At 50.0% G+C, this 24,326-nt stretch carries 24 protein-coding genes; 1 reads left to right on the top strand and 23 read right to left on the bottom strand.

The window, feature by feature from the left end:
• Positions 1-13 precede the first annotated feature (13 nt).
• The 5 genes from H8S75_RS03405 to H8S75_RS03390 form a co-directional block, all read right to left on the bottom strand.
• Positions 14-217, bottom strand: coding sequence for a hypothetical protein (locus tag H8S75_RS03405; protein WP_187019313.1), 204 nt, complete (start codon positions 215-217; stop codon positions 14-16).
• A 100-nt stretch (positions 218-317) separates the two neighbouring features.
• A complete protein-coding gene (locus tag H8S75_RS03400; RefSeq protein ID WP_187019311.1) occupies positions 318-590 on the bottom strand; it encodes a hypothetical protein in 273 nt (90 codons plus the stop codon).
• A complete protein-coding gene (locus tag H8S75_RS33040) occupies positions 587-721 on the bottom strand; it encodes a hypothetical protein (RefSeq protein WP_279288621.1) in 135 nt (44 codons plus the stop codon). The genes H8S75_RS03400 and H8S75_RS33040 overlap by 4 nt, the downstream gene beginning before the upstream one ends.
• 68 nt (positions 722-789) lie before the next feature.
• Positions 790-1,149, bottom strand: a complete 360-nt coding sequence (locus tag H8S75_RS03395) for a hypothetical protein (protein WP_187019310.1) — start codon at positions 1,147-1,149, stop codon at positions 790-792.
• Between the two features lie 116 nt (positions 1,150-1,265).
• Positions 1,266-2,588 (bottom strand): replication-associated recombination protein A, encoded by a 1,323-nt coding sequence (locus H8S75_RS03390; protein WP_187019631.1) that lies wholly within the window; start codon positions 2,586-2,588, stop codon positions 1,266-1,268.
• A gap of 410 nt (positions 2,589-2,998) precedes the next feature.
• On the opposite strand from H8S75_RS03390, the gene H8S75_RS03385 reads away from it, so the two are divergent.
• Positions 2,999-3,907, top strand: a complete 909-nt coding sequence (locus tag H8S75_RS03385) for a phosphotransferase enzyme family protein (protein ID WP_187019308.1) — start codon at positions 2,999-3,001, stop codon at positions 3,905-3,907.
• 98 nt (positions 3,908-4,005) lie between these two features.
• Here H8S75_RS03385 and H8S75_RS03380 read toward each other — a convergent pair whose 3' ends face one another.
• The 18 genes from H8S75_RS03380 to H8S75_RS03295 all read right to left on the bottom strand — a co-directional run bounded on the left by H8S75_RS03380 (position 4,006) and on the right by H8S75_RS03295 (position 24,253).
• Positions 4,006-5,196: an N-acetylmuramoyl-L-alanine amidase family protein gene (locus tag H8S75_RS03380; RefSeq protein WP_187019306.1), complete on the bottom strand. Its 1,191-nt coding sequence runs from the start codon at positions 5,194-5,196 to the stop codon at positions 4,006-4,008.
• 19 nt (positions 5,197-5,215) lie between these two features.
• Positions 5,216-10,447 (bottom strand): fibronectin type III domain-containing protein, encoded by a 5,232-nt coding sequence (locus H8S75_RS03375; protein ID WP_187019305.1) that lies wholly within the window; start codon positions 10,445-10,447, stop codon positions 5,216-5,218.
• A 296-nt stretch (positions 10,448-10,743) separates the two neighbouring features.
• Entirely contained in the window at positions 10,744-11,301 is a 558-nt protein-coding gene (gene efp, locus H8S75_RS03370) for an elongation factor P (RefSeq protein ID WP_002603599.1), read from the bottom strand.
• Positions 11,302-11,398: 97 nt separating this feature from the next.
• The gene (gene aroQ, locus H8S75_RS03365; RefSeq protein ID WP_055653093.1) at positions 11,399-11,830 is read right to left on the bottom strand and encodes a type II 3-dehydroquinate dehydratase; all 432 of its coding nucleotides are present in this window, start codon (positions 11,828-11,830) and stop codon (positions 11,399-11,401) included.
• Entirely contained in the window at positions 11,827-12,339 is a 513-nt protein-coding gene (locus tag H8S75_RS03360; RefSeq protein ID WP_187019303.1) for a shikimate kinase, read from the bottom strand. The genes aroQ and H8S75_RS03360 overlap by 4 nt, the downstream gene beginning before the upstream one ends.
• Positions 12,336-13,208, bottom strand: coding sequence for a shikimate dehydrogenase (gene aroE / locus H8S75_RS03355; protein ID WP_187019301.1), 873 nt, complete (start codon positions 13,206-13,208; stop codon positions 12,336-12,338). The genes H8S75_RS03360 and aroE overlap by 4 nt, the downstream gene beginning before the upstream one ends.
• On the bottom strand, positions 13,189-13,716 hold the full coding sequence (locus H8S75_RS03350; protein WP_187019299.1) for a YqeG family HAD IIIA-type phosphatase: 528 nt from the start codon (positions 13,714-13,716) through the stop codon (positions 13,189-13,191). The genes aroE and H8S75_RS03350 overlap by 20 nt, the downstream gene beginning before the upstream one ends.
• A gap of 8 nt (positions 13,717-13,724) precedes the next feature.
• Positions 13,725-14,177 carry a transcriptional regulator NrdR gene (nrdR, locus tag H8S75_RS03345; protein WP_002603594.1) on the bottom strand — a complete coding sequence of 151 codons (453 nt, stop codon included), beginning with the start codon at positions 14,175-14,177 and terminating at the stop codon, positions 13,725-13,727.
• A gap of 185 nt (positions 14,178-14,362) precedes the next feature.
• Positions 14,363-14,623: a PRC-barrel domain-containing protein gene (locus tag H8S75_RS03340; RefSeq protein WP_002603593.1), complete on the bottom strand. Its 261-nt coding sequence runs from the start codon at positions 14,621-14,623 to the stop codon at positions 14,363-14,365.
• Positions 14,624-14,686: 63 nt separating this feature from the next.
• Complete coding sequence (locus H8S75_RS03335; protein ID WP_187019296.1) at positions 14,687-15,520, bottom strand: DUF975 family protein; 834 nt, start codon at positions 15,518-15,520, stop codon at positions 14,687-14,689.
• Complete coding sequence (locus H8S75_RS03330; protein ID WP_187019294.1) at positions 15,520-16,425, bottom strand: hypothetical protein; 906 nt, start codon at positions 16,423-16,425, stop codon at positions 15,520-15,522. The genes H8S75_RS03335 and H8S75_RS03330 overlap by 1 nt, the downstream gene beginning before the upstream one ends.
• A gap of 183 nt (positions 16,426-16,608) precedes the next feature.
• The gene (gene deoC, locus H8S75_RS03325) at positions 16,609-17,277 is read right to left on the bottom strand and encodes a deoxyribose-phosphate aldolase (protein WP_187019292.1); all 669 of its coding nucleotides are present in this window, start codon (positions 17,275-17,277) and stop codon (positions 16,609-16,611) included.
• A gap of 13 nt (positions 17,278-17,290) precedes the next feature.
• Positions 17,291-18,118, bottom strand: coding sequence for a purine-nucleoside phosphorylase (locus tag H8S75_RS03320; RefSeq protein ID WP_002603589.1), 828 nt, complete (start codon positions 18,116-18,118; stop codon positions 17,291-17,293).
• A 22-nt stretch (positions 18,119-18,140) separates the two neighbouring features.
• A complete protein-coding gene (locus H8S75_RS03315) occupies positions 18,141-19,631 on the bottom strand; it encodes a sulfatase (protein WP_187019290.1) in 1,491 nt (496 codons plus the stop codon).
• 29 nt (positions 19,632-19,660) lie between these two features.
• Positions 19,661-20,527 carry an ABC transporter permease gene (locus H8S75_RS03310; protein ID WP_002603587.1) on the bottom strand — a complete coding sequence of 289 codons (867 nt, stop codon included), beginning with the start codon at positions 20,525-20,527 and terminating at the stop codon, positions 19,661-19,663.
• On the bottom strand, positions 20,524-21,594 hold the full coding sequence (locus tag H8S75_RS03305) for an ABC transporter permease (protein WP_002603586.1): 1,071 nt from the start codon (positions 21,592-21,594) through the stop codon (positions 20,524-20,526). The genes H8S75_RS03310 and H8S75_RS03305 overlap by 4 nt, the downstream gene beginning before the upstream one ends.
• The gene (locus tag H8S75_RS03300; protein ID WP_187019287.1) at positions 21,591-23,105 is read right to left on the bottom strand and encodes an ABC transporter ATP-binding protein; all 1,515 of its coding nucleotides are present in this window, start codon (positions 23,103-23,105) and stop codon (positions 21,591-21,593) included. The genes H8S75_RS03305 and H8S75_RS03300 overlap by 4 nt, the downstream gene beginning before the upstream one ends.
• Positions 23,106-23,131: 26 nt before the next feature.
• A complete protein-coding gene (locus H8S75_RS03295; protein ID WP_110325267.1) occupies positions 23,132-24,253 on the bottom strand; it encodes a BMP family lipoprotein in 1,122 nt (373 codons plus the stop codon).
• Positions 24,254-24,326 lie beyond the last annotated feature (73 nt).

The following is a 24,326-nucleotide window of genomic DNA, read 5'->3' as shown; positions in this document are numbered from 1 at the left end:
CGGCCGATAAAAATTATTTTATGGCCGTTTTTGTCATGCTTGATTTTTCGTTCAAATTCAACTGATTATTTTTATAAAAATCAATATAATCTGGTAATTGATTAACGTTTGTTACTTCATAATCCCAATCTTGAGTATACTCATCAGTATCTTTCAGTCTTAATTCTAATGTTAATCGTTTTATTGTTTCTTTTGATGGGTATTTTAATTCATTCACTTTATACACACCTTCTCAATCAAAATCTTGCCTGAACTGTCCCACAGCAATGCTGTAGTGCACAGACTCAGACTCCAATTAAAACATACATTAATTTCATTTAAAAAGATAGAGTGTTGGTCAAACTTTCTTTTATTGCCAAACTGTTGGCATCATTATATTTTTGCATCTCTTCCAGAAGTTTGATTAGTGCAAACGTTTTATTTTCATCCTCTTCCCATAGTTTTAATGCTGTAAAATACGAATTTCCCATGCTTTTTTCTATATCCGCATAATTGTCATATTTAGTAATCCATAATGATTCATCCGCTAAATACCACTTAATGTCATCGTTATGTATGCGGCTTTCTTCTTGTCTTACATATACTTTCATAGCATTTCTGTGGTATACAAAAAATTTGCGTAGCTGGTGGAAGATTCCCACCTCCTAACATCTGTCTCCAGGGACACTTTCATTAAAACTTTTCCTACCTTTACTTTGGCTCCTCCGCTGTCTTCTGCCATTACCACATCTCCCCCTTTTCTATACAAAGCCAGGCGTTTGCTCTCTTTTCCTAAGTCATTTTTCCAAGTCAAATCAATTTAATTTTGCTAATATCTCCATTTTCCATTTTTACAACTAAATGATCATTACTGTCTAACATCACCGACTCGGTCCATATGTCTCCGGTTCTATACCACTCCTTCCATTGTCTAGTTTTCTTCTTATAGTCATAAGGAGCAAATGGTTCTTTTAAGTAATAGACAATCACTCCACAGCCTGCCATGATGCAGTACTCTTCCTTCGGCGAAATAATTACTTTTTCAACATCGCCATAAAAATCGCCAATTATTACAATTCGCTCCGATGATTTTATTTTTAGAAGAACTGCCTCATATTCCTTATATACTTCATAATGAGTACTCTCAGTAATTTTAGCAATATACGACATCTCCTTATCCCCCTGGATACCCTCAATAAAATTTGCAGATTAGTTTCCACGTAAGATAAATTTCAATTCTCAACCCCAGCTTCAATCCGCAGAAAATAATTCTTTACTGCCTGCCCTTACATCCCATGCGCCTCTCTCCATGCCTTCACTTCCTCCAGCCGCTTCTTCGCCGCCTTCTCATTCCCCTCTTCCGTGGGGACATAATACCTCCTGTCTTTCAGGGAGTCAGGCATACACTGCATGGCGGCGATCTTGTCCTCTGTCTGGTGGGCGTACTGGTAGCCTTCTCCGTAATGCAGCTCCTTCATCAGTCCCGTCGGCGCGTTGCGGATCACTAAGGGAACCGGCTCTGCCAGCGTATGCAGGGCGTCCTCCTTGCAGTGTTCGTAGCCCGCGTAGGCGGAGTTGGATTTCGGCGCCATGGACAGGTAGATCACCGTGTGTGCCAAATTTACGTTGCACTCAGGCATCCCGTTAAAATGGCAGGCCTGATAGGCAGAGACCGCCAGAGTAAGCGCCTGACTGTCCGCCATGCCGATATCCTCGCTGGCAAAACGGATCAGCCGCCTTGCCACATAGAGTGGATCTTCTCCGGCCTCCAGCATACGGGCGAGCCAGTAAAGCGCCGCGTCCGGATCGCTGTTTCTCATGGATTTGTGAAGGGCGGAAATCAGGTTGTAGTGCTCTTCGCCATTTTTATCGTACAGAAGGGACTTACGGCTGATGCACTGCTCCAGCACCTCGGCTGTCACCGTGGTTTCCTCCGCGCTGATCTCCCCGTTTAAGACTGCCATCTCCAGCGTATTGAGTGCCGTTCTCGCGTCGCCATTGGCAAACTGAGCGATCATCCGGAGCATGTCCTCCGTAATCCCGATTCTCTGATCGCCCAGCCCGAGAGGACTCGTCAAGGCATGGTGCAGAAGCATTACCAGGTCATCGGTCTGGAGTGCCTGGAGTACGAAAACCTTGCATCTCGAAAGAAGAGCCGCGTTAATCTCGAACGAGGGATTCTCCGTTGTTGCTCCGATCAGGATGATACTTCCCTTTTCCACATAGGGAAGAAATGCATCCTGCTGGGCCTTATTAAAGCGGTGGATCTCGTCCACAAATACGAGCGTACGCAGACCTATATGACGGTCCCGCTCCGCCTGGGCCATCACTTCCTTTATTTCCTTTATTCCGCTTGTGACGGCGGAAAAATCCACGAAGGAAGCCCTGGTCCGGTTGGCGATAATTCTCGCCAGCGTGGTCTTTCCCACTCCCGGCGGTCCCCAGAAGATCATGGAACACACCATGTCCTGATCAATGATCCGGCGCAGCACCTTCCCCTCGCCCAGGAGGTGCCTCTGGCCTACAAACTCTTCCAGCCCACTCGGTCTCAACCTGCTTGCCAGCGGCCCCACGGCAGCCCGGTCATCAAAAAGCGATAATTGCTCCATCATATCTCAACCACCTTTTTCATTCGATCCATTAATTCCCGCGAGCAACGAGCCGGATGGACATGCTGGCATGTCCATCCGGCGACTGCCGCGAGGATCAAATACCCCGCAGCTTGCTGCGCCTCAAATTTGATGCCCTGTGGCTTGCTGCGGGGTATTTGACTTAGCTTCTATTTTACCATGGCCTGAATGAAATATCAAACTCCATACCAGGCAAACTTATGCTTATTTGTATATAAGCAAGCAGGGGAGTCCGAGGGAAGCCGTGATTATTTTCCTGGCAGAATAGTGAATGAGCAGCCTCCCGACTTCTTTATATGGTATACTGGCATCATAGCACTGCATTGCGGACAAGATACCTGATTAACCGGATTATCGCCGGAGAACGAAAACAGTTTGAGGAGGAGAAAATGAAACTATCTGCATTGATCGGACACTGGGGTCTGGAATCCGGGGAAATCCGGCAGATCCAGGACTGCGTATGGGAAGTCTCAGAAACCTATATCTTAAAGGCATATGAAAGGTTCAGTGATTTGGAGCGGAATGTACAGATTATGAAGGTGCTGCGCTCCATGGACATACCGGCAGCCGAAGTGATTTCCACCAGCGAGGGCACGGATTACTTATGCAGCGATGAGCGCTGTTATATGGTGACAAGGAAACTTCCCGGAGCACCAGTAAAGGATATCAAAGAGGTGAAAAAGCTGGCCTGTCAGATGGGTCAAATAATCGGCAGGCTTCATCTGGCCTTCCAGACATGTGAGGAGGAGCTGGACTTCTGGGACAACAGCCTGTTAAGCGAGATGAAGGGCTGGGTAAAGGATGAACTGAACAAATATGGCTGGTCGGTAATTGCACAGTCTGATTATGAGACCGCCGTTTCCAGCCTGGAACACGTGTATGACAGGCTTCCATTCCAGCTGATTCACAGAGATGTCCATTTTGGAAACTTCCTTTTCCAGGAAGGCGAATTTACCGGTTACATCGATTTCGACTTAAGCCAGAAAAATATCAGGATTTTCGATCTCTGCTATTTCCTGATGGGGCTGCTGGCAGGGGAGGAAGCTCTCCGACCCGGCAAAAATGAATGGCTTCAGATGATCGCTGAAACGGTGGCCGGATATGAGAGCCAGATTTCACTGACCGCCGTGGAAAAGGAGGCATTTCCCTGGGTAATGGAAAATATCGAGCTTCTCTTCGCCGCCTGGTACACTGGAATTTCCGACGTGCGGTGCGCGGAGGATGCAACAAAACTGTTTCATTTTGTGCAGGAAAATGAAACAGCGATAACAGATGTGCTCAAAATTGTAAGCGTTTAATACCAGAAGAGGGACTGTTTTAAGAATACTCCTAAAACAGTCCCTCGCATTTTTATTCTATTATTCCATATATACTGTTATTCCATATATTCTGCTGTTCAATCGACCCTGACACCATTTTTATCGACTCTGCCGCCGTCCGGTGTCACTGTATCTGCCAGCATATGGCCAGATTCATCCAGGTAGTACCACTTTCCGTCTGTCTGAACCCATCCGGTCTTCATCGCTCCGGATTCTCCCATATAATACCAATAGCCTTTTTCCTGAACCCAGCCGGTCTTCATCGCTCCGGACGGGTTGAAATAGAACCAGTGGTCTCCGGTATTGACCCATCCGGTCTTCATTGCCCCTGACGGGCTGCAGAAATACCAGACATTGTTTAAATGAATCCAACCGGTAATCATCCGGCCGTCAGCACCGATCCAGTACCATTCTCCGCCGACTTTGATCCACTCGCTCTGCGCATAGGTACCGTCCTCCTTTTCGAAGTTCCAGATTCCGTCCTTTGCCTTCCAGCTTCCGCTCGTTTCTTCCGGATCATTCCACACACTGTTTGAGGAATCTTCCCGCTCTGGCTTTTCTTCCGGTACATTGCCGTCCGGCGTCTCGTCCGGTGCCATTCCATCCGGCGTCTCGTCCGGCGTCGTTCCATCCGGTGTCTCGTCCGGTATCGTTCCATCCGGCGTCTCGTCCGGCGTCGTTCCGTCCGGCGTCTCATCCGGTGCCGTGCCATCCGGCGTCTCGTCATCTGCCGCATCCTGCTTAACCGTATAATCGTCCTGACTTCCGAACACAGTGAGCGTCCTTTCCGTAAACGATTCATCGGCTACTTTGCAGCCTTCCGTCTCAACCGAAAACGTCACATCACTGTCCGCGGTTACCACAATCGTTCCAAGATTCAATGCAGTACCCTTTTTCAAGATATTATCCGCTGTACCCGATACGTAGATCGTAAATGTTCCCTTATCCCGGTTATAGCGATACGACTGCACCGTAATATCGGAATTGTTTTTTATGGTGCTGTCGAACTTAAAATCTATGCTCTCTATCCCATCCGAATCATCGGAGGCAACTCCGAGCTGAACCTGAAAGGTTCCCGCTTTCTGCACGTCCTCCCGTGCAGAAAGCATGATACTCACTTTTACTTCATGATCATTGGTTCCCTTTTCCCATGTGACAAACCGGTATTCCTCCGCCGGTGTTGTCATAATACGGCCAAACGCTGCAAGCAGGATCAGGATTCCCAGCAGGCCAATTATTACTTTCTTATTCATAAGTCGCTGCAACATATTTTCTCCTCCTGTACGTTCAGTCCTGTGCTTTTATCTCGATCTCCGGCAGTGTCTCCGGCACATCGACAAACAGAGTGTTGCTGACAAGACGTTCTCCCCTGTTGTCATGTGCGTTGTCTACCCGGTAGAGCTCCGCTCTCACACGTTTTGGAAGAGCGGCATTTTTAAGGTTTTCGGGTTCGATGTAATAGATCCACGTTCCGCTGCTGGTCTCACCCAGCTCTCCGTGCTCCGGCACTTCCGCAAAGATCATCTGTGCTGCCAATATATTTCCTCCTGCATCGGTACCGCCCACAATCTTTCCCTGCTCATCATACAGCAGGACCACATTGTACGCCGGATTCCCTTTATACGTTCCTGTGAACAGGAGGGAGCCCGCCGGAATAACGGCTTCGCCGCTCTCTCCATTTCCGGCATGGTAATCCTCTTTCAAAAGGCCAATGGAATCTGTCTGACCAAAGTCGATGTCGTCTCCGGTCTGACCCAGCAGATCAATCTCCGAAATGGAAATATCGGTTCCCTTCTGGTCCACCGCCGTAATCCTTACGTATGAGGTGTCATAGGCATACAGCCATGTGTCGTCATTCTTGTTGAAGTAGACAGTCTGACTGCCGTTCGCCAGCTGTCCCTGCGCTACAGCGAAGGTTCCGGCCTTGACCTGGGTCCAGGAATCATCTGCGCCGGTATCGCTGATCTCCACTTTAAAATTGCCGATCGGACTTCCGGCCGCGTTATCCGCTTTACTCAGCTTATACGTGAAACCAGTGATAGTCTCTTCTCTGTTTAAGTGAATGGTAACAGAGGCCGCAGGTACTTTTCCATTACTTCCGGCTACCGTTTTTCCTGTATAGGTAGTTCCTGCATCGTTGTCGATGACCTTTCCGATGGCCTCCATGGTTACCACATCCGGATTTATCTCCTCATCCACTTTGTCCTCTGCAGAGACCATGTTCGTGGTCACGGTCCAGTCTGACTTATCAATCACACCGCCGTGGGAGACTTTAACAGGCTCCAGTACCACCGGTTTTGTGGCATTTAAGTACTTGTCGTAGCCTACCACTTCGTAGGTGAAAACTCTGTTGTTAATAGTAGAAATGGAATCGACAAATTCTGTCTGGTCTGCGGTCACAAAGCCGACCGGTTTCTTCTCTACATGGCTCTTGATGGTTTCGGAACGGTAGATTTCGTATCCCAGCATTGCCTCCGGCTGCTTCGACTGGCTTCCGAGATGAATTGTCACCTCGTTGGAATTCGGCCTGTAGCTTAAGTCAGCCTCGACCGTGGCGCTGGCTGCGACAGAACCATTTTTGCCGTTTTCCAGCACGTAAGCCCTTGCCTCATCGTTTACAAACCAGATCGCTCTTGTTTCTTTCTCAAACTGCTCCGCGTACTTTCTTGTGTTCTCATCCGGCACCATACCCCAGCGTTCGAAAAACTCCAGAATATTCTTTTCAGCCGCCGCACAAGCCAGACGCATGAGCTTGTTGTCCACATCTCCGCTTACGCTTAACGCCACGTTGCCCGGCTTCGGCGCCGATCCCGGATTTCTTACGTAGGAATCTACTCTGGCAAAGAACAGATTGTTGAACTGTTCCTTATACGTATCGTACGTTTTATAGTTATAACCGCCCATATCGTATGCAAGATGAAGCTGCCAGTATAATCCCAGCTGTGTAAATACATTGGAGGACCGCCCCGTTACGCCCGACGTCACCTTCTTATAAACCTCCGGATACTGGAACCGCACGCTGTCATTCGTATCACGGGCCTGCGCCAGCACAGAGAAGTAGTTATTGGTGATTTCGGCTATGGCATATGCGCCTTCATTGATTTCATGGCCGATCTCATGAGCGATGCCCCAGCCAAAGTACTGGCCGCTTTCGTATTTGCCTTCCGGCGTTGTCTTCACCGGTACGGACTTGGTAAGGCCCGGTACGGATCCCCACTCGATTCCGATATGCAGTCCGCCCGCATACATAAATGCGCCTGCAAACATCCTCTGGTAACGCAGATTCAGCCGGCTGACCGGCAGTTTATTTTTCACTCCGGCATCGGGATCGCTGCTCAGTCCCTTGTGCTGGTAGAAGAGATTTACCATCTCATCGGCCGCCGTCAGCGCCTGATACAGCTGCTCCGCTTTTTCCTCCGTAGTTCCGCCTGATAAACCGGCGAGTATCTGCTGGGAGGAAACGGAATACATCATATATCTCGTCACGATATCCGTGGCGCCCAGAATACAGTTTTTCCGCGCAGTGCTCCACTCTCCGTCATGCGTTTTTTTATGGTTCTCATGGTCTGCCTCCAGCTCCGCTGTGCTGGCCTCCAGATCTTCCACATACTTCGTCACCAGTGCTCTCTTCGCATTGGAATCGGAAGCTCTCGTTATATCCAGCGTTGGAATGTGATTTCCTCCGCTGACTCTCACACTGTAGGTCTCCTTATCCTGATCACCGGTATATTCGATGTAAAGCTGTCCGCCCTGCTCCACGTCGAGGGCAGTGATCTGGGGTATGGTTATCTCATTAACTCCCGCTTTCAGCATGCCGATCGTGTTCGACCATGCGCTGGATTCCCCGTGATACTGAGTCGCTATAAGGCGCAGGTTCGTGCTGTCTCCAGTCTTCCTGGACGGGCTGCCCACATAGACCAGCACCGTGTCTCCGGCCATGGCTGTAATGCCTAGCGGCTGCCAGGCGTTTAATCCGCCTTTAAAAGTAATATTGCCATCCGCATTTTTCGTTACGTGATTATCTATGGTAAGAATTCCAGCCAGAGCCTCATCCGTTAAAAGCTGTTCTGCCGTATCCAGTTCTCTCTCCAGAATCTCTTTCTTCGGATGGAATTCCCCGCTTACCTCATCCTTCTCATCCAGACGCGCCCTCAGACTGCTAATAAGTTCCTGAGTCACCCCTTCCTTCAAAGAAATGTGCATATCATCTGCAAACAGATCGTATACCTCATGCTCAATCGGATCGTAGTGATAGAATTTCATCTCCGCAATGCTGATTCTGTTGGAAGAGCCATATCCTGCCGTCAGTCTGACCTGAATCCGGTCTGTCGTTACCGGCTGTTTCGTCTGGAACTCATAATATACTTTCCCGTTAGAGCTGGTTTTTCTGCTGAAGGTGCCTGATGCCTGCACCGGTGTGCTGCTTCCCTCCGGCCAGTAGAAGAAGGTCGCATCGGTATATGCAAACTTCTGAGCCGGATCCGGAATAAGGACCACGGTGTCCATCGTATAGCTGTCGTCGAGGGTCACCGTTGGTGATTTTGATTCACCCGGATAAACGCAGCCCGCATCCCAGTCGTTGCGCACCCACGCGGATACCATATCGTTGTCCACAATTGCAAATTCACTGTCTGCATTTCCGCCGTGGTTGTTTACCGCTTTGATATGTTCGGTTCCGCCGTTCTCCCCTGCCACATTGATCAGTTTGTAGTTTGGCGTTATGGGGGCATTGACGCTCTCGGTCGTTCCACTGTAGTGCATGGAAGGCGCACTTTCCCCCATTTTGTTCGTACCGGTCAGATAGATATCGTACTTTGTTTCATCCTTTAGATTCGGGATCATCTGGCTGGTATTTTCAATGTTGTCGATTCTGGTGTATTTACCGTCGGCATCATCGTATTCCCGGTAAAACAGAGAATACGTATCCGTATCCTTCATCTTTTTCCAGGACACATCGAGACTGCGGTAACTGCCCTTTACCGTAATTCCCTCCGGCGGATCAGGCCGTTTGGAGGCTTCCGGCGTCACCTTCATAGCCGTGCTGTAACCGCTTCTCCACGCCCCGTTTACAGACTGCACCCGCACGGTATACTCTTTTCCGTTTATCAGGTCCTCATTTTTTATTGACTTAACGCTTAAACGGTTTTCCGATACCGACAGAACCTCAGACTTGACTCCGCCTTTTACCTCACCGGTAATCTCGACCTCATAGCCGGTTACATTTACCGCGCGCTTCCAGGTTAAATCAAAGGATTCGTTGCCTGCCACAGCCTTTAAGTCCTCCGGGATGTTCATCTCCGGCTCCGGAATTCTGCTCTCCATATCATTTAAGAATTCCACCTTGGATATCTCGACCAGAGTGGCCTCCTTTTCTAATGTAGCCGTCACTTTGATCGTCACCTTCTTGATCGCCACCTGTTTGCCCAAATCGATGACAATGGTCTTACCAGCGGCGGAATCCTCAGGCGCGCTTCTAAAGGCCGCGCGCATCCTTGTCCCTGTCTGTCTTTCCGCCACGCCATTCTCAATCCTGAATACGACAGGCTTCTCTTCGCCTTCCAATTCAACCTCGACCCAGCCGTCTTTGATGGTGTTTCCGGAACCTGTAACCGGCTGGATTGTAAATCCTTCCGCCTTTAAGCTCTGTCCCAAGTCTGCGGTGATCTCAATTGGTGTTTTCGGTGTGATCGCAGTCTCCGCTGTAAGTGTCAAAGCCTCGCTGCCATTTCCTGCAAACACTTCCTTCAGCGTCTCCTCGGAGAACGTCGCATTGCTGGATGACGCAACACCAACAGCAGCGGGATCCACCAGGGCCTGCCTCGTCACAGTCGCCTTTGTATTGCTCTTATTTTTATAGAAGATGGTAAAATACTGAAGGTCTACAAGATCTATCTGCCCGTCTCCATTAAAATCGAACCTGGAATCTGCGAAATTACCGTCTGCTTCATCAATGGCGTCAATGAAAGCCTCCATATCATCGCTGTCGATCGTTCCATCATCATTCACATCACCCATCCGGATTACACCGGGCATTTTATCCCCGGCATAGCCGTATTTGTCCGGGTAGTCGTTTAAAAGCAGAATCGACGCCCGGTCACCGTTAATTGAAATATTTTTCTGTATGTAGTCCTCATAACCGCCATTTACCGCCTTCACCTGAAGCTGATACTTCCCCTTCGGAAGGTCTGTAAATGTGTAACTGCCGGAGGAATAGACCCCGGCCGATTCCACGGCCTCATACTGCACCGAACCCTGATCGGTCAGTTCCTCGTCCTTTGTCAGAAACAATTCCCACTCCGCAGCCTTCTGCACAGGAAGGACTCCACGAATTTCTACCTTTAATTCCCCATTCTTACTGTCGCTGTCACTCTCTTTCCAGGCATCAGAAGGACTCGCCGATACGCTGTTCGACGGTGACGCCACTCCTCTCTGCCCGAAATCAGCAAAGCTGGTCATCAGACTTGCCGGTCCCTGTACGACCAGGCACAATGCAAGCAGACATGCGGCTGCTCTCTTCATACGTGTTTTTCCTCCTCTGTGTTTCACTTTTGATATCCCGTTCTGTTTTCTCTTATCTGCGATATCATTCTCTTTTTTTCTTTTATTTTCCATTGAAGTTACATTTTAACATTTTTATCGAATTTTATCAATATTTCTGTAACTTCGTTTTAAAAATATTTTTATCACCTGTTTTAAACGTACTTTAAATCAAATCAAAAAAGACGGTAAAAGAGGGTAGTAAATCCTGGCCTCCAGGCCAACATTTACCACACTCTTTTACCGTCTTTTGCTTTAGTCTGCGGCGTATCCTGTTCTTATACTCTGGATAAATACTCCCCAGTACGTGTATCAATCTTAATCTTATCGCCCTGATCCACAAACAGCGGAACGTAAACGACTGCTCCGGTCTCTACGGTAGCCGGCTTTGTAGCGCCCTGTGCCGTATCACCCTTGAAGCCTGGCTCTGTATCAGTGATCTCCAGCTCTACGAATAACGGAGGCTCAACAGAGAACACCTTTCCATTGTAAGAACAAACCTTTAAAATGTCGTTCTCCTTCACGAACTTTAATGCGTCTCCGATTACTTCCGGGCTCAGTGCGATCTGCTCGTAAGTGTTCGTATCCATAAAGTTATGAAGATCGCCATCCGCATATAAATACTGCATGTCCACACGGTCAATTCTGGCAGCCGGGAACTTCTCTGTAGGACGGAAAGTACGCTCTACTACACCGCCGTTCACTACATCTTTAATTTTAGTTCTAACAAATGCAGCACCCTTACCAGGTTTTACATGCTGGAACTCCATAATCTGATAAACATTACCATCAATCTCTAATGTGATACCGTTTCTAAAATCGCCCGCTGATATCATAAATGATATTCCTCCTTGAAATTCTCTTAATCCTTTTTATTCTATACTATAATAATACCTTTTTCAACTATTTTTTTCATTTTCTGTATACACGCCGTTATTCACGGCCTGTCAAATAGTCCATGGCAAGGGCATAACCCTTCAGTCCCAGCCCCAGAACCTGGCCGTCGCAGACAGGCGCCGTAACAGAAGTATGCCTGAATTCTTCCCTTTTATGCACGTTGGAAATATGTACCTCCACCTTCGGAATCTCCACCGAGGAAAGGGCGTCTCTCAACGCGTAGCTGTAATGGGTAAACGCGCCCGGATTGATGATAATGCCTTCCGTTCCGTTATAATACGCTTCCTGGATCTTATCGATTAAGCCGCCCTCGAAGTTACTCTGGTAAATATCCAGTTCATGTCCTTCTCTCTCCGCCTTCTCTTTCATCATACGGACAAGATATCCGTAATCCTCAGTGCCGTATACACCTTTTTCCCTGATTCCAAGAAAATTTAAATTCGGTCCATTTAAAAGAAGCAGCTTCATTCCAATCCCATCCTTTCTTCCAGCTCCGTCACAATCTCACCGACACTCCGTCCATTCACATCCACAATCAGTCCAGCAGCCTCCCTGTATATGGGGCCGCGGGCCGCGATCAACTCTTCCACACGCCGCGTCACGTCTCCGCCCTGAAGCAGCGGTCTTGTCGTATCTCCCTTCAGCCGTTTCAGCACGGTATCCGGATTCACCTCCAGATAGATCACGGTCCCGAGCTGTTTCAGCAGCCTTCTATTCTCTTCCCGCAGGGGAAGCCCGCCTCCGACGGAAATGACCTTTTCCTGTGTATCGGAAAGAAGCGTCTGGAGAACCGCCGTCTCCGTCCTACGAAACTCATCCTCGCCCTTCTGCGCAAATATCTCCGATATCGTCATGCCTGCCCGCTCTTCGATCAGCCAGTCCGTATCCACCATAGGGAGACCATGCTTCTTTGCATACCGTTCCCCGACCGTTGTCTTACCGGCCCCCATGAAGCCGATCAAAATCACGTTCTTCATCGCGCCGCCTCCAGTTCTTCCCGCATCAGCACTCTCGCACCGTCGATCATCTCTCTGGTAAACACGGTCTCCGGATTCCACAGCTCGTAGGCGATAACGCCCTGGTAAATCAGCATATCGAGCCCTCCCACGGCCTTGCCGCCGGCTGCCCGGACGTATTTCATAAATTTCGTCTCCATCGGCGTATACACAATGTCTACCGCCGTATCGATCTTTTTATAGAATTCCGCATCCTCCACCGGGGCGTGATCCACGTTCGGATGCATCCCTACGCTGGTGGTCTGAACCGCCAGGCAGGAGCTGCACTCCAGCTTTCCGTAATCGTCCAGGGCCATGGGAAGCATGATTCTGCGGCCGAACCGCTCATTGACGATCTCAGAAAGGGCCTCCGCCTTTTCCAAACTCCGGTTCAGAACATAAATCACAGACGCGCCTTCCTTCGCCAGCACGCAGGCTGCCGCCCTGGCCGCGCCGCCCGCTCCGAACAGGATGCAGGTGCGGTCCCGGATTTCGATTCCCGCCTCTGTCATGGCTCGTTTCAGTCCTGCCGCGTCCGTGTTATAGCCCTTGTAGCCGCCGTCTGTCCGTACCAGCGTGTTGACGGCGCCGATGGCTTTTGCATCCTCGTCGATATCCACCAGGTATTTCATAACCTCCTGCTTGTGAGGAACCGTGACGTTCATGCCGGTAAAATTAAGGGCGTAGGCTCCTTTTACCGCTTCCTCTACACGTCCCGGCTCCACCTTAAGCGGTACATAGACGAGATCTGTTCCTGTCTTTTCCGAGTAATAATTATGCATGAGCGGTGACATGGAGTGCTCCACCGGATACGCCATGACTCCGCATACTTTACTTTTTCCGCTTATCATACTGTCTCCTCTTTTTGTCCCTGCGATAAAAAAATAAGATAAGTGCCTCCGGATACCGTTTTAATACGATCTGAATCTCTTCCTTCGGATTGATCGGCTTCACCAGAAAGCTCCTGATTCCCGTCCGTTTGGCCCCGTAGACATCGGTAAACAGCTGATCTCCCACGAATATCGTGCTGTTTAAGCTCGTCCCCATGAGCTCCATCGCCTTCTTATAATTCTTCACGCCCGGCTTTCCACCCTTATAGATATAGTTAGAGCCGCCGACAGCTTCTGCAAAAGCTGCCACCCGCGGCTCTTTGTTATTGGAAAGCAGGCAGGTGTCCATGCCAAGCGCCCGCAGTTGAGAAAACAAGTTCTTCGCTCTCTCATCCGCCGGCGCGTCATGGGGCACCAGGGTGTTGTCTACATCAAAGATTACGCCTCTGATTCCCTTTTTATAAAGGTCGTCATACGGAATGTCATACGCAGAGGCCACGTCTTCATCCGGATAAAATCTGTTAAACATACATCTTCCTACTTTTTCAATAATTTTCCGATCTCTTCCATGAACGTATTCACGTCCTTGAACTCACGATATACGGAGGCGAAACGGACATATGCGACCTCATCGACCTCCTGCAGCTTTTTCATGACAAGCTCTCCGATCGCGGAGCTGGAGACTTCCTTCTCTTCCATATTAAATATCTGTGTCTCGATCTCGTCCACCATGGAATCAATCTGTTGGGAAGAAACGGGACGCTTGTGGCAGGAATGAAGGATTCCTTTTTCCAGCTTGGAACGTTCATAGACTTCTCTGGACTCGTCCTTCTTAATAACCATCAGCGGCAGAGTCTCCAGTTTTTCATACGTTGTAAATCTCTTTCCGCATTTCTCACACTGCCTGCGGCGCCTGATGGAGCTGTTGTCATCCGCCGGTCTTGAATCAATGACCTTTGTATCTGCTTCATTACAAAATGGACATTTCACGTCGCTATCCTCCTGTTGGGCGATTTCTCTTACCTTCTTTTCAGAAATGAAAAATCCCACTGTTTTTTGTGCAGGACCCAAAACCGCGAAAAAAGAATACACAGTTTTTCGCGGCTCCGGATCCGTTACTTTTTAATTATGTATATCATACCCCACAATCCGTAGATTCGCAAGCACATATTACACTATATCTTGCATTTTTCCTCAGCTTTTTCCAGATCTACTTTCACCAGGATAATATCTCTCCCCACCTGACAGATGTCACAGAAGGGAATGATGTACTCTTTTTCTCTGACCAGAAATCCACAGAAGCAGCCCGGCCCGGGAACGATGATCGCCAGAAGACAGCCCGTATCCATATCAAAATCCACGTCGCCCACATAGCCAAGGCGTTTGCAGTCGCAGATGTTAATCACTTCTTTTTGTTTAAGATCTGAAATGCGCATAGCCTGCACCTTCTATATTCCTTAGTGTATTCTATGCGCATTTCCTATGTGTGATACAAATTATTACTCCGGTACATTTCCGTAAAGGCCGTCACAGCTTCTGCCGTCATAAACCGATTCCTCGTAATCATATGCTTCTTCCCGGCGAGGTCCATCTCTCATATCGAGATAGAAGTGAATCATGGTCGTCTCTATATACGGTAAAATCCATAAAAACCCGATTCCAAACGATCCGAACCCCAGCAAATACATCCCGATCAGGCTGATTCCCAGATAAAACAGGCGGCCCTTGTTCCCTTTCATGAGCGCCGCGCTCTCCCGGAAGCAGCTGATCACCGTCCGTTCGGGGTCTTCCATCAGAAGGTAAACCGCCATCTTAAAATGCAGGCTATACACGACGATTCCGACTATCTGAAGCAGATACATCAGAAACTGAAGCGCTGCCAGTATGGGGATATAACCCGTAATACGTGAAGAAACGCTTACCACAAAATATGGGATTCCAATGATCATACCAAATACCAGGTTGATAAAGTATACGCCTAAAAATCTTTGAGGCCTGTGAGTAAAGGCAAACAACATATCTCCCAGTGAATACGGCTGACCTGTACACATATGGTAGAACATCCTTCGTATTCCGACCATTATGAGGTAAACCAAAAGGACCGCGATGAAATAAATCACCATATCGATTGCCAGTGAGCGCATCCAGCCTCCCCGGTTGAAGCCGGGTTCGCCGATCCAGGAGAGTGTGCTGACTGCAGATATACCGATAAAAATCATAATAACGACGATCAGAAGGACGTACACAATCAGCATGGCGCCCACGGCTGTTCCATAGTTGCCTGACAGCGTAAGCTTCGCACGTTTTTTCAGTTCCGTTGACGTTGTCTTCATTAAAAAGCACCTCCTGACAGAAGGGATGAACTCATCATTCCAAATAGAAATATCATTGCCATGGCCGCCAGAAACAGCGCGATAATCGAGGTAATGAGACCTGCCTTCGCATATCCCTCCATCGTATCTCCCATTTTGGACAACAGCGCAAACAGGATTCCCAGGCTGCCAAAAATCACCCCGCCGTAACAGCAGCAGGAGGTAACGATCCCGATGATCCCCATGATCAGGGAAGCCAGCGCCATGCTGCTCTGCTTTTGAGGCTGTGTATACGCAGGATTAGCCGCCTGCCGGTATTCGTCCCGGTAATAGCTGTTCTGGGGAGTGGGCTGCTGGTAGTTGGGCTGCTGGTAGTTGTTTTGCTGACGGTTGTCCTGCTGCCAGTTGTCCTGCTGCCAGTCGCCCCTCTCACGGTTGTCCTGCTGCCAGTTATCGTTCTGCCTGTATTCTTCTCTGCCCCAGCTCTCATACTGTCTGCTTCCGGTATCCGGATATCCATTCAACTCATGGAAATCCGATCCCGTTCCGCTGTTCTGCGTGTCGTAACAGTCAGCTGCGTCTTCTGCTGCTGGTTCTTCTGCATTCGCCAGTTCTTTCTCTGCATTTGCCGGACCCTTTTCTGCAGTTGCCGGACTCTCTTCTGCATTTACCGGACCCTCTTCTGCAGTTGCCGGACCCTCTTCTGCAGTTGCCTGCCCCTCTTCTGCATTTACCGGACTCTCTTCTGCAGTTGCCTGCCCCTCTTCTGCAGCTGCCGGACTCTCTTCTATATTCGCCGGTCCTTCCTCTGTATTCACCGGTCTTTCTCCCGCGCCGGCCAGCCCTTCCGCTGGTGTCAGCCCTTCCTCCACCGGTTCCCTTCTGGTATCAGGACCATCATATCCATACAGCCTGTCTTCTTCCATATCCTGCCTCCCATTCTGTCTGTTTGTAAATCTGTATATATTTACCTATTATACAGCACGAACGAGTTTCTGTAAAATTAAGTTTTTCTTGCACTCGTCTATCTGTATACGAAAAACCAGGCGTTTAAAACGCCTGGTTCGTTTCTTTCTGCTCCTATATGAATCCCTGTTATCAGGCTGCTTTTAATAGGAATCGCTCTCCACATGCTCCTGCTTGGCCAGCTTCACGATCCGGCTGGTTCCAAGCCGGTCTGCTCCCAATGCCAGGAACTTTTCTGCATCCGCTTCGCTTCCGATTCCTCCTGCCGCCTTAATCTTCACGCCAGCGTCCACATGGGCTTTAAACAATGCGATATCCCCGAAGGTCGCACCCGCTTTTGAAAATCCGGTGGAGGTCTTGATAAAATCGGCTCCGGATTCCGATACGATCCGGCACATGGTAATCTTTTCATCCTCTGTCAGCAGGCAGGTTTCTATGATTACCTTTAAAATCCGTCCCTTACACGCCCCCTTCACAGCCTGAATCTCGGACTTCACGGTCTCATAATCGCCATCCTTTAACGCACCGATTGAAATCACCATATCAATCTCATCCGCTCCGTTCCTTACCGCATCCTCCGTCTCAAACACCTTCACTTCCGCTGTCTGGTATCCGTTGGGAAACCCGATAACCGTGCAGACCTTCATCCGGTCTCCCACATACTCCTTTGCCCGTTTCACATAGGAAGGCGGAATACAGACGGATGCGGTCCGGTACTCCACTGCATCGTCACAAATCTGTTTTACCTCTGCCCATGCTGCTGTCTGTGTCAGCAGGGTATGATCCACCGCGCTTAAAATTTTCTGATCCATCCGTTCTTCCTTTCTATCCGATCACTTCCTCCAGAATCGTATCCAGCAGCTCCACAAACGTCTTCTTCACTCTCGCTGCGGTCTCCACCACTTCCTTATGATTCAGCGGCTGTTCCAGAATTCCGGCACCAAAGTTGGTAATGCAGGAGATTCCAATCACCGGAATCCCGCAGTGCGCGCAGACGATCGCTTCCGGCACAGTTGACATTCCGACCGCGTCGGCGCCCAGGATTCCGGCCAGCCGAACCTCGGCCGGAGTTTCATAGCATGGCCCTGAAAACATCATATAGACGCCTTCCTCCAGCTTAATGCCCTTCTTCGCAGCAGCGCTCCGCAGACGAGTCCGCAGTTCTGCCGCATATACCCGGGTCATATCGGGAAAGCGCGGTCCGTCGTCTTCCCAGTTCGCTCCCATCAGCGGATTTCCGCCCGAATAATTGATGTGATCCCGAATCATCATCAGTGTACCCGGATCAAAATTCCGGTTTACGCCCCCTGCGGCATTGGTCAGCACCATGTACTGAACCCCCAGCCGCTTCATAATTCGCACCGGAAGCGTTATCATTCTCTGGCTGTAGCCTTCATAATAGTGGACTCTGCCCTGCATCGCAATGACGTTCTTTCCTTTGCAGGTTCCCAGCACAAACTGTCCTGCATGCCCCGCCACCGTGGAGACCGGAAAATCCGGAATCTCCCCGTACGGTATCACCACCGGATTCTCAATCTGCTCCGCGTAGTCACCCAGGCCGCTTCCAAGAATCAGGCCGATCTCAGGCACAAAATCTGTCTTTCCCCTGATAATCCCAATACTATTTTCGATGATCTCTCTTTCATTTAACATATCTGTATCCCCAATCCTTCTTTTAGACCCACTGCTCCAATCCGAGTCTTACATACTGCTCGTCCGGCGCGTCATTTTCCTTCATCATACGCACCATGTTCCGGAGCATCCGCTCCTCAGTCGCCTTGTCCTCCAGCGGATGCTCCTGGCCCGGATCTGTCTCCGTATCATAAAGTAAAGTTCCGTATTCCATCAGCGATCTCGGCGGAAATCCCAGCGTACGGATACCGTAGCCGCCCTCTATTCTCAGCATGGGACAGCCCTTTGTAAAGGAAAATCCCTCGTGGAGAACCGCCGTTTTCAGTTCCTCCACCGTGATTGCCCCCGGATAGCTGGTCGGTTCCACCACATAGTTAAAGAGCTCCTGTTCCTTATCCGGCATCGGACATCTCATATACACGTATCTGCCGTCTGTGATATTTACATGAATTCCATGCTGGCCAAAGAGCGCATAATCTCTGATCTTTTTATCGCTCTCAATCGTCTCACGGAGCGGACGTCCCTCCATATCCGCCGGAATTGGAAGCCCGAAATACTCCAATAAGGTTGGGGCAAGATCGATAGTCTGTACCAGCGCCTGACGGCGTTCCCCGCAGACTCCGGTTCTCGGATCCCAGACGAAAAGCGGCGTATGCGCCAGCTCATTATAATACGGCATCATCATCTTTCCCCACCAGTTATGCTGGCTCAGCATGAAGCCATGATCCGTATTGACAATCAGCATGGTGTCTTTCCACAGGTCATACTCGTCCATCATATCCAGCACCTTTCCCAGATACGTATCACACATGGTCACAAGCGCCCGGTACTCATTGATACAGTGCTCCACCTGTTCCGGTGTCTCCACCACCTCATGGTATCCCGGCCAGTCAAACATCACGCCCTGGTATCCGTCTTTATACGGCTCTTTGTAGCTTTCCGGTGTGAAATACGGTTCATGGGGATCGTAATTCTCCAGCTGAAGGTACCAGTTGTCGGCTCCGTGATTATCCCGGATAAAATCAAGCCCGTTGGAGAAATTCTGGGCAATCGACTGATTGGCCTCATCCTGCATGTAATAACGGTTGATGTACTCCTGCCTTCCGCAGAAGTCCTTTCTTCCGCCCAGGTGCTCCGGAACCTCCCATTCCACTCTGCCCTTCCAGGGGTCCCCCTCCTGTCCTCTGACAAACTCGTAGGAATTGTACTTATTTACATAGTTTCCGCCGCCCTCTTCCCAGTAATGCCAGTGATCCGTAGTCAGATGGGTATAAATTCCGTTTGCCTTTAAAATACCCGGCATGGAATCGTCGTAAGGCTCCAGCGGTCCCCAGCTTCTGTGCAGGAAATTGTAGCGTCCCGTATGGATCTCTCTTCTCGCCGGCATACACGGAAGGCTGCCTGCGTAGCAGTTGTCAAAGGTCACGCTTCTTTCTGCCAGCCGTTTAAAATTCGGCGCTATCACGTCATCGCAGCCATAGGGAGGCAGCATATGACGGTTCAGGGAATCGAACATTACCATTATCGCTTTCATATTTTTATCCTCTTTCTTCCTCATAGTATTTATTCATCATCATGCTTTCCGACACCGGCAGGCGGTGTGATATGGCGGACACCGAAGGCGAGCACGAACAGCGTCACCACGTAAGGAATCATCGCCATAATCTGCGGCGGAACTCCGTACCCCTGAAAATTGATCTGTACCGCGTCGGAAAAACCGAATATCAGGGCGCAGAACAGGACCATGACCGGGTTGTACTTTGCGAGGATCATGATTGCCACCGCAATATAACCGCGTCCGGCCGACATATCCCGCACATACATATCCAGGTGGTCGATGGAAAGGTATGCGCCCCCCAATCCGGCCAGTACGCCGCAGGCAATGACTCCGATATACTTGATCTTATGTACCGCCAGCCCCACGCTGGCCGCAGCCTTCGGGTTTTCCCCCACCATGCGCAGCCTTAAGCCGAACCGTGTTTTAAACAGAACCACATACTCTGCGATTACGGCAAAAAGCATGATATAAGTGATTGGAGATGCGAACACACCGGCGTTAATGGAGGCCACCTGCGGAGACGATCCCTTGTTGTCCCATAAGAGCTGCATCAACAGTGTGGTTGCCGCTACCGACAGGAGGTTGAGCCCGATTCCGCTGATTACCTGATTAACCTTATACCGTACACAGAGAACGGCGTGGGCCAGACCAAACAGCGCTCCGCCCGCCATACCGGTCAGGAGACCCGCAAAGACATTTCCCGTATAATAGGAGCCGAGAACTCCGCAGAACGCCCCCATGGTCATCATACTTTCCAGTCCCAGCGCCATGACGCCGCTTCTGACGGAAAGGACTCCGCCCAGGGCCGCCAGCACCAGCGGAACGGACATGCTGAGGGTAGATGTAACGATTGACATGAACTGATTCATCATTTCTTTCCCCCCTTACTGCCATTTTTGATTCTGAGAATTTCCTTAACGAGAAGCGGCGCTGCCACAAGCAGAATAATGAACGCCTGAATGACATCGATAAATTCTGTCGGTATTCCGGTCGTACGGTTTAAGACCATACAGCCGGCTCTCAGTGCACCGAAGATGATTCCGGAAAGGATGACGCCCAGGGGACTGTCTGCCGCCAGAGCCGCTACCGCGATTCCGTCGAAGCCGTAGCCCGAGGAGAAATCCGCAATCAGCCGGTGATCCACGCCCAGCACATGAGTTCCTCCCAGAAGACCGGCAATGGAGCCGCTGAGCACCATGGCGATGATCATAATTTTCCCGATCTTGATTCCCGCGGTCTCGGAAGCCTTCAGATTCAGCCCGACACACTTGATTTCATAACCAACCACAGTCCGTTCAAACAGAAGCTTAATCAGGACGCAGAGAACCACTGCGATGATAATCGCCGCCGTAAGCTGTGTCTTATCCACCAGCTTCGGAATCCACACCGATTCGGAAAATCTGGCCGTCTGCGCCATGCTCTTTCCCGCTTCCTTTAACGGATAGTTCACCACATATGCCACAAAATTCTGTGCTATGGTATTTAACATAACGGTCGCTATCACCTCGTTGGAGCCAAACTTTACCTTCATAAAGCCCACCAGGCCCGCATACAGTCCGCCGAAGATGATTCCGCCCAGAAGTGACAGCGGGATCCAGATCACACCAGGCAGATTGACCGGCATCAGGGCGATCAGGCTGGTACCAAGGGCGCCCATGTAAAGCTGCCCTTCAATTCCTAAGTTGATCAGATTCGCTTTCTTTGCAACCGTGTAGGCAAGTCCTGCAAAGATTAAGGGAGTCGCCTGCACCAGCGTCTGGCAGATAGCCTTTCTGCCGATAAACGCCCCCTTTAAAATGGACCCGTACGCCTCAAACGGATTGTATCCACAGACCAGCATGGCGATTCCGCCCAGAACCAGGGCCAGAACCAGAGCCACCGCAGACATATTTTTATTCAGAAATTCTTTTTTATCGAACTGCAATCCTGCTGCCTTCACGCTCTCTGTTCCCCCTTCCCCACTGCGCCTGTCATCAGAAGTCCCAGCTGCATATCGTCAAAATCCGCCGGTTCCCCTTCCGCCACGATCTCGCCGTCGTACATGACCATCAGCCTGTCACTTAAATTCTTCACCTCATCTAAGTCGGCAGAAATCAAAAGGATGGCCTTCCCCTCGTCTCTCAGCTTCAGCAGCCGATCGTGTATGTATTCAATCGCACCGATATCCACACCGCGGGTCGGCTGTGCGACGATAATAATATCCGGATTTTCACTGAACACCCTTGCGATAATCACCTTCTGCTGATTTCCTCCGGAAAGGGCGCTGCATTTCACCCCTGAATTGGGCGATTTGATCAGGAACTCCTTTAAGAGCCCCTCGGAAAAGCTTCTGATCTTCTTTCTGTCCAGAATTCCCCTGTTCTGAAACTGGTCCTGATATCCCAGTATCAGGTTGTCCAGAATCGATAGCTCCAGGATCAGCCCCCTGGTCATGCGGTCCTCCGGGATATGGCCGATCTTTTTCCGGATAAAATCCTTCGGCCTGCCGGAAATCTTCTCCCCGTCCTTTTCCATGTCCAGAACGTCAGGATTACGAATCCCTGTCAGACATTCGATCAGCTCCGTCTGCCCGTTTCCTTCGATTCCCGCAATACCCAGAATCTCTCCCCTTTTCAGTTCAAAGCCCACATGATTTAGTACGGTTCTTCCCTTTTCCTTCAGCGTAATATCCAGCACCGTGAGCCTGGTATCCCCGACGCACTCACTTTTCCTCCGGATTCCCAGCTCCACCTCTCGGCCAACCATCATCTGGGCCAGACTGTCAGGAGTCGCTCCTATGGTGGAGACACCCGACTCGATCATCCTGCCATCTCTCAGCACGCTGATGCTGTCAGCAATCTCCAGTGTCTCCTTTAGCTTATGGGTGATAATAATAATGCTGGTTCCCGCCGCTTTTAACCTTCTTAAAATATGAAACAGCTCCTCGACCTCCTGCGGAGTCAGAACCGCAGTGGGCTCATCCAGGATGAGAATCTTCGCGTTCCTGTAGATGGCCTTTAATATCTCCACCTTCTGCTGTTCCCCCACAGAAAGCTCCTTCACGATCTGAGATGCGGATATGTGGAAACCATACCGCTCGATCATCTCCTGAACTTCCTTTTCGGCCGCCGCCTTATCAAACAGAATTCCATTTACCGGCTCCTGTCCGACTACGATATTCTCCGTGACGCTCAAGACCGGAGTCAGCATAAAATGCTGGTGCACCATACCGATTCCAAGATCAATCGCCTGCTTCGGCGTCCTTAAGTTTACCTTTTTCCCCTCCACCAGGATTTCTCCCTCATCCGCTTTGCAGATTCCGTAAAGGATCTTCATGAGCGTCGATTTCCCGGCCCCGTTCTCTCCGAGAAGAGAGAGGATTTCTCCCTTTTTCAGGGAAAAATCCACATGATCGAGCGCTAAAACCAGAGGATACTGTTTCGTAATATTTTTCATTTCAACTACAACCATCAGCCGTCTCCTCCAATCGTTTCCGACTACTTCGTATACTGGTTTTCAGCCACCCAGGCGTTAAGCTCATCTGCCGTCTTACATGGCACCAGCTCTCCAGCCACCATTTTTTCCCTGATATCCTTCAGTGCCGCCTGAATCTCCTCTGGAATGGCTACATTGGAGCCTTCCGTGTCACATCCTACGACGCCCTCCCGGATGCCGCTCATATGGAGGCCCGGCTCCCAGGTTCCGTCGATCACCTTTTTCACTTCATTATAGACCATGTTTTCCACGCTTCTGACGGAAGAGGCTACGATATAGTCCGGGTCCTCCGCATTCTGATTCGATCCGACGCCGAACGCGTAGCGTCCCGCTTCCTTTGCAGCGCCAAACACGCCCAGACCGGATGCTCCGGCGATACACTGGATAAAGTCAGCACCCTTGTTGTACATGGAAAGGCCGATCTCTTTGCCTTTTCCAGGATCGTTAAACGCTCCCACAACGCCTTCCAGCACTTCCACATCCGGATTCACATACTTTGCTCCCGCTGTGAACCCAACGATGCCCTCTCTTAAATTAGGCTGGTCCGCACCGATGATGACTCCAATGACGTTATCTGCATTCGCCTTGTCCATACTGCTCTTCGTCCCCATGCCCGCGATAACACCAGCGAGGAAGGTCTGCTCACACCACTCTGTCTGAAGCGTGCTCACACCGGTAATCTCTTCCGTTCCATCGACCAGTGCGATCCTCTGATCCGGGAACTCTTCCGCGATCTCTTTTACTGCCTCCTGCTGGTCGGAACCGACAGCAATCAGCAGATCGTATTCTTCCGTCTCTGAGAACTGCCTTCCCAGAGGAACGAAATCACTGATGGCATTGGGCTCCACATAGTCGAACTCGATCCCTAAGTCCTCCTGCGCCTTCATGATTCCGGCATATGCCATATCATTGAAGTTCTTATCGCCAAGTCCTCCGGTACCGAAGATCACGCCGATTTTTGCAGTCTCCTTACCGGTGCCTCCCTGTGTCCCGGCTGCTTCCGTGCCTCCCTGTGCTCCGGCGGCCTCCGGGCTCCCCTTCGTGTCTGCCGTCTTTCCGGCGCATCCTGTCATGGATACCGCCATTATCACTGCCATAGCTGCTGCTGCGATCCTCTTTTTCATTGCTCTTCTCCTTCATTTTTCAAGATTTTCATCTGTATTTCATGTATATATTGTACTAATTTCCATTTAAAAC

The sequence above is a fragment of the Hungatella hominis genome (assembly GCF_014288005.1).
In the GTDB taxonomy this organism is placed as follows: Bacteria; Bacillota; Clostridia; order Lachnospirales; family Lachnospiraceae; genus Hungatella; species Hungatella effluvii.
The sequence above is the reverse complement of the archived record's forward strand: the minus strand, read 5'-3'. Positions and strand labels throughout refer to the sequence as shown.

Coding starts and splice junctions, on each gene's coding strand:
- H8S75_RS03400 (WP_187019311.1), bottom strand. CDS start 590: ATGAAAGTATATGTAAGACAAGAAGAAAGCCGCATACATAACGATGAC.
- H8S75_RS33040 (WP_279288621.1), bottom strand. CDS start 721: ATGGCAGAAGACAGCGGAGGAGCCAAAGTAAAGGTAGGAAAAGTTTTA.
- H8S75_RS03395 (WP_187019310.1), bottom strand. CDS start 1,149: ATGTCGTATATTGCTAAAATTACTGAGAGTACTCATTATGAAGTATAT.
- H8S75_RS03390 (WP_187019631.1), bottom strand. CDS start 2,588: ATGGAGCAATTATCGCTTTTTGATGACCGGGCTGCCGTGGGGCCGCTG.
- H8S75_RS03385 (WP_187019308.1), top strand. CDS start 2,999: ATGAAACTATCTGCATTGATCGGACACTGGGGTCTGGAATCCGGGGAA.
- H8S75_RS03380 (WP_187019306.1), bottom strand. CDS start 5,196: ATGTTGCAGCGACTTATGAATAAGAAAGTAATAATTGGCCTGCTGGGA.
- H8S75_RS03375 (WP_187019305.1), bottom strand. CDS start 10,447: ATGAAGAGAGCAGCCGCATGTCTGCTTGCATTGTGCCTGGTCGTACAG.
- efp (WP_002603599.1), bottom strand. CDS start 11,301: ATGATATCAGCGGGCGATTTTAGAAACGGTATCACATTAGAGATTGAT.
- aroQ (WP_055653093.1), bottom strand. CDS start 11,830: ATGAAGCTGCTTCTTTTAAATGGACCGAATTTAAATTTTCTTGGAATC.
- H8S75_RS03360 (WP_187019303.1), bottom strand. CDS start 12,339: ATGAAGAACGTGATTTTGATCGGCTTCATGGGGGCCGGTAAGACAACG.
- aroE (WP_187019301.1), bottom strand. CDS start 13,208: ATGATAAGCGGAAAAAGTAAAGTATGCGGAGTCATGGCGTATCCGGTG.
- H8S75_RS03350 (WP_187019299.1), bottom strand. CDS start 13,716: ATGTTTAACAGATTTTATCCGGATGAAGACGTGGCCTCTGCGTATGAC.
- H8S75_RS03340 (WP_002603593.1), bottom strand. CDS start 14,623: ATGCGCATTTCAGATCTTAAACAAAAAGAAGTGATTAACATCTGCGAC.
- H8S75_RS03335 (WP_187019296.1), bottom strand. CDS start 15,520: ATGAAGACAACGTCAACGGAACTGAAAAAACGTGCGAAGCTTACGCTG.
- H8S75_RS03330 (WP_187019294.1), bottom strand. CDS start 16,425: ATGGAAGAAGACAGGCTGTATGGATATGATGGTCCTGATACCAGAAGG.
- deoC (WP_187019292.1), bottom strand. CDS start 17,277: ATGGATCAGAAAATTTTAAGCGCGGTGGATCATACCCTGCTGACACAG.
- H8S75_RS03320 (WP_002603589.1), bottom strand. CDS start 18,118: ATGTTAAATGAAAGAGAGATCATCGAAAATAGTATTGGGATTATCAGG.
- H8S75_RS03315 (WP_187019290.1), bottom strand. CDS start 19,631: ATGAAAGCGATAATGGTAATGTTCGATTCCCTGAACCGTCATATGCTG.
- H8S75_RS03310 (WP_002603587.1), bottom strand. CDS start 20,527: ATGATGAATCAGTTCATGTCAATCGTTACATCTACCCTCAGCATGTCC.
- H8S75_RS03300 (WP_187019287.1), bottom strand. CDS start 23,105: ATGGTTGTAGTTGAAATGAAAAATATTACGAAACAGTATCCTCTGGTT.
- H8S75_RS03295 (WP_110325267.1), bottom strand. CDS start 24,253: ATGAAAAAGAGGATCGCAGCAGCAGCTATGGCAGTGATAATGGCGGTA.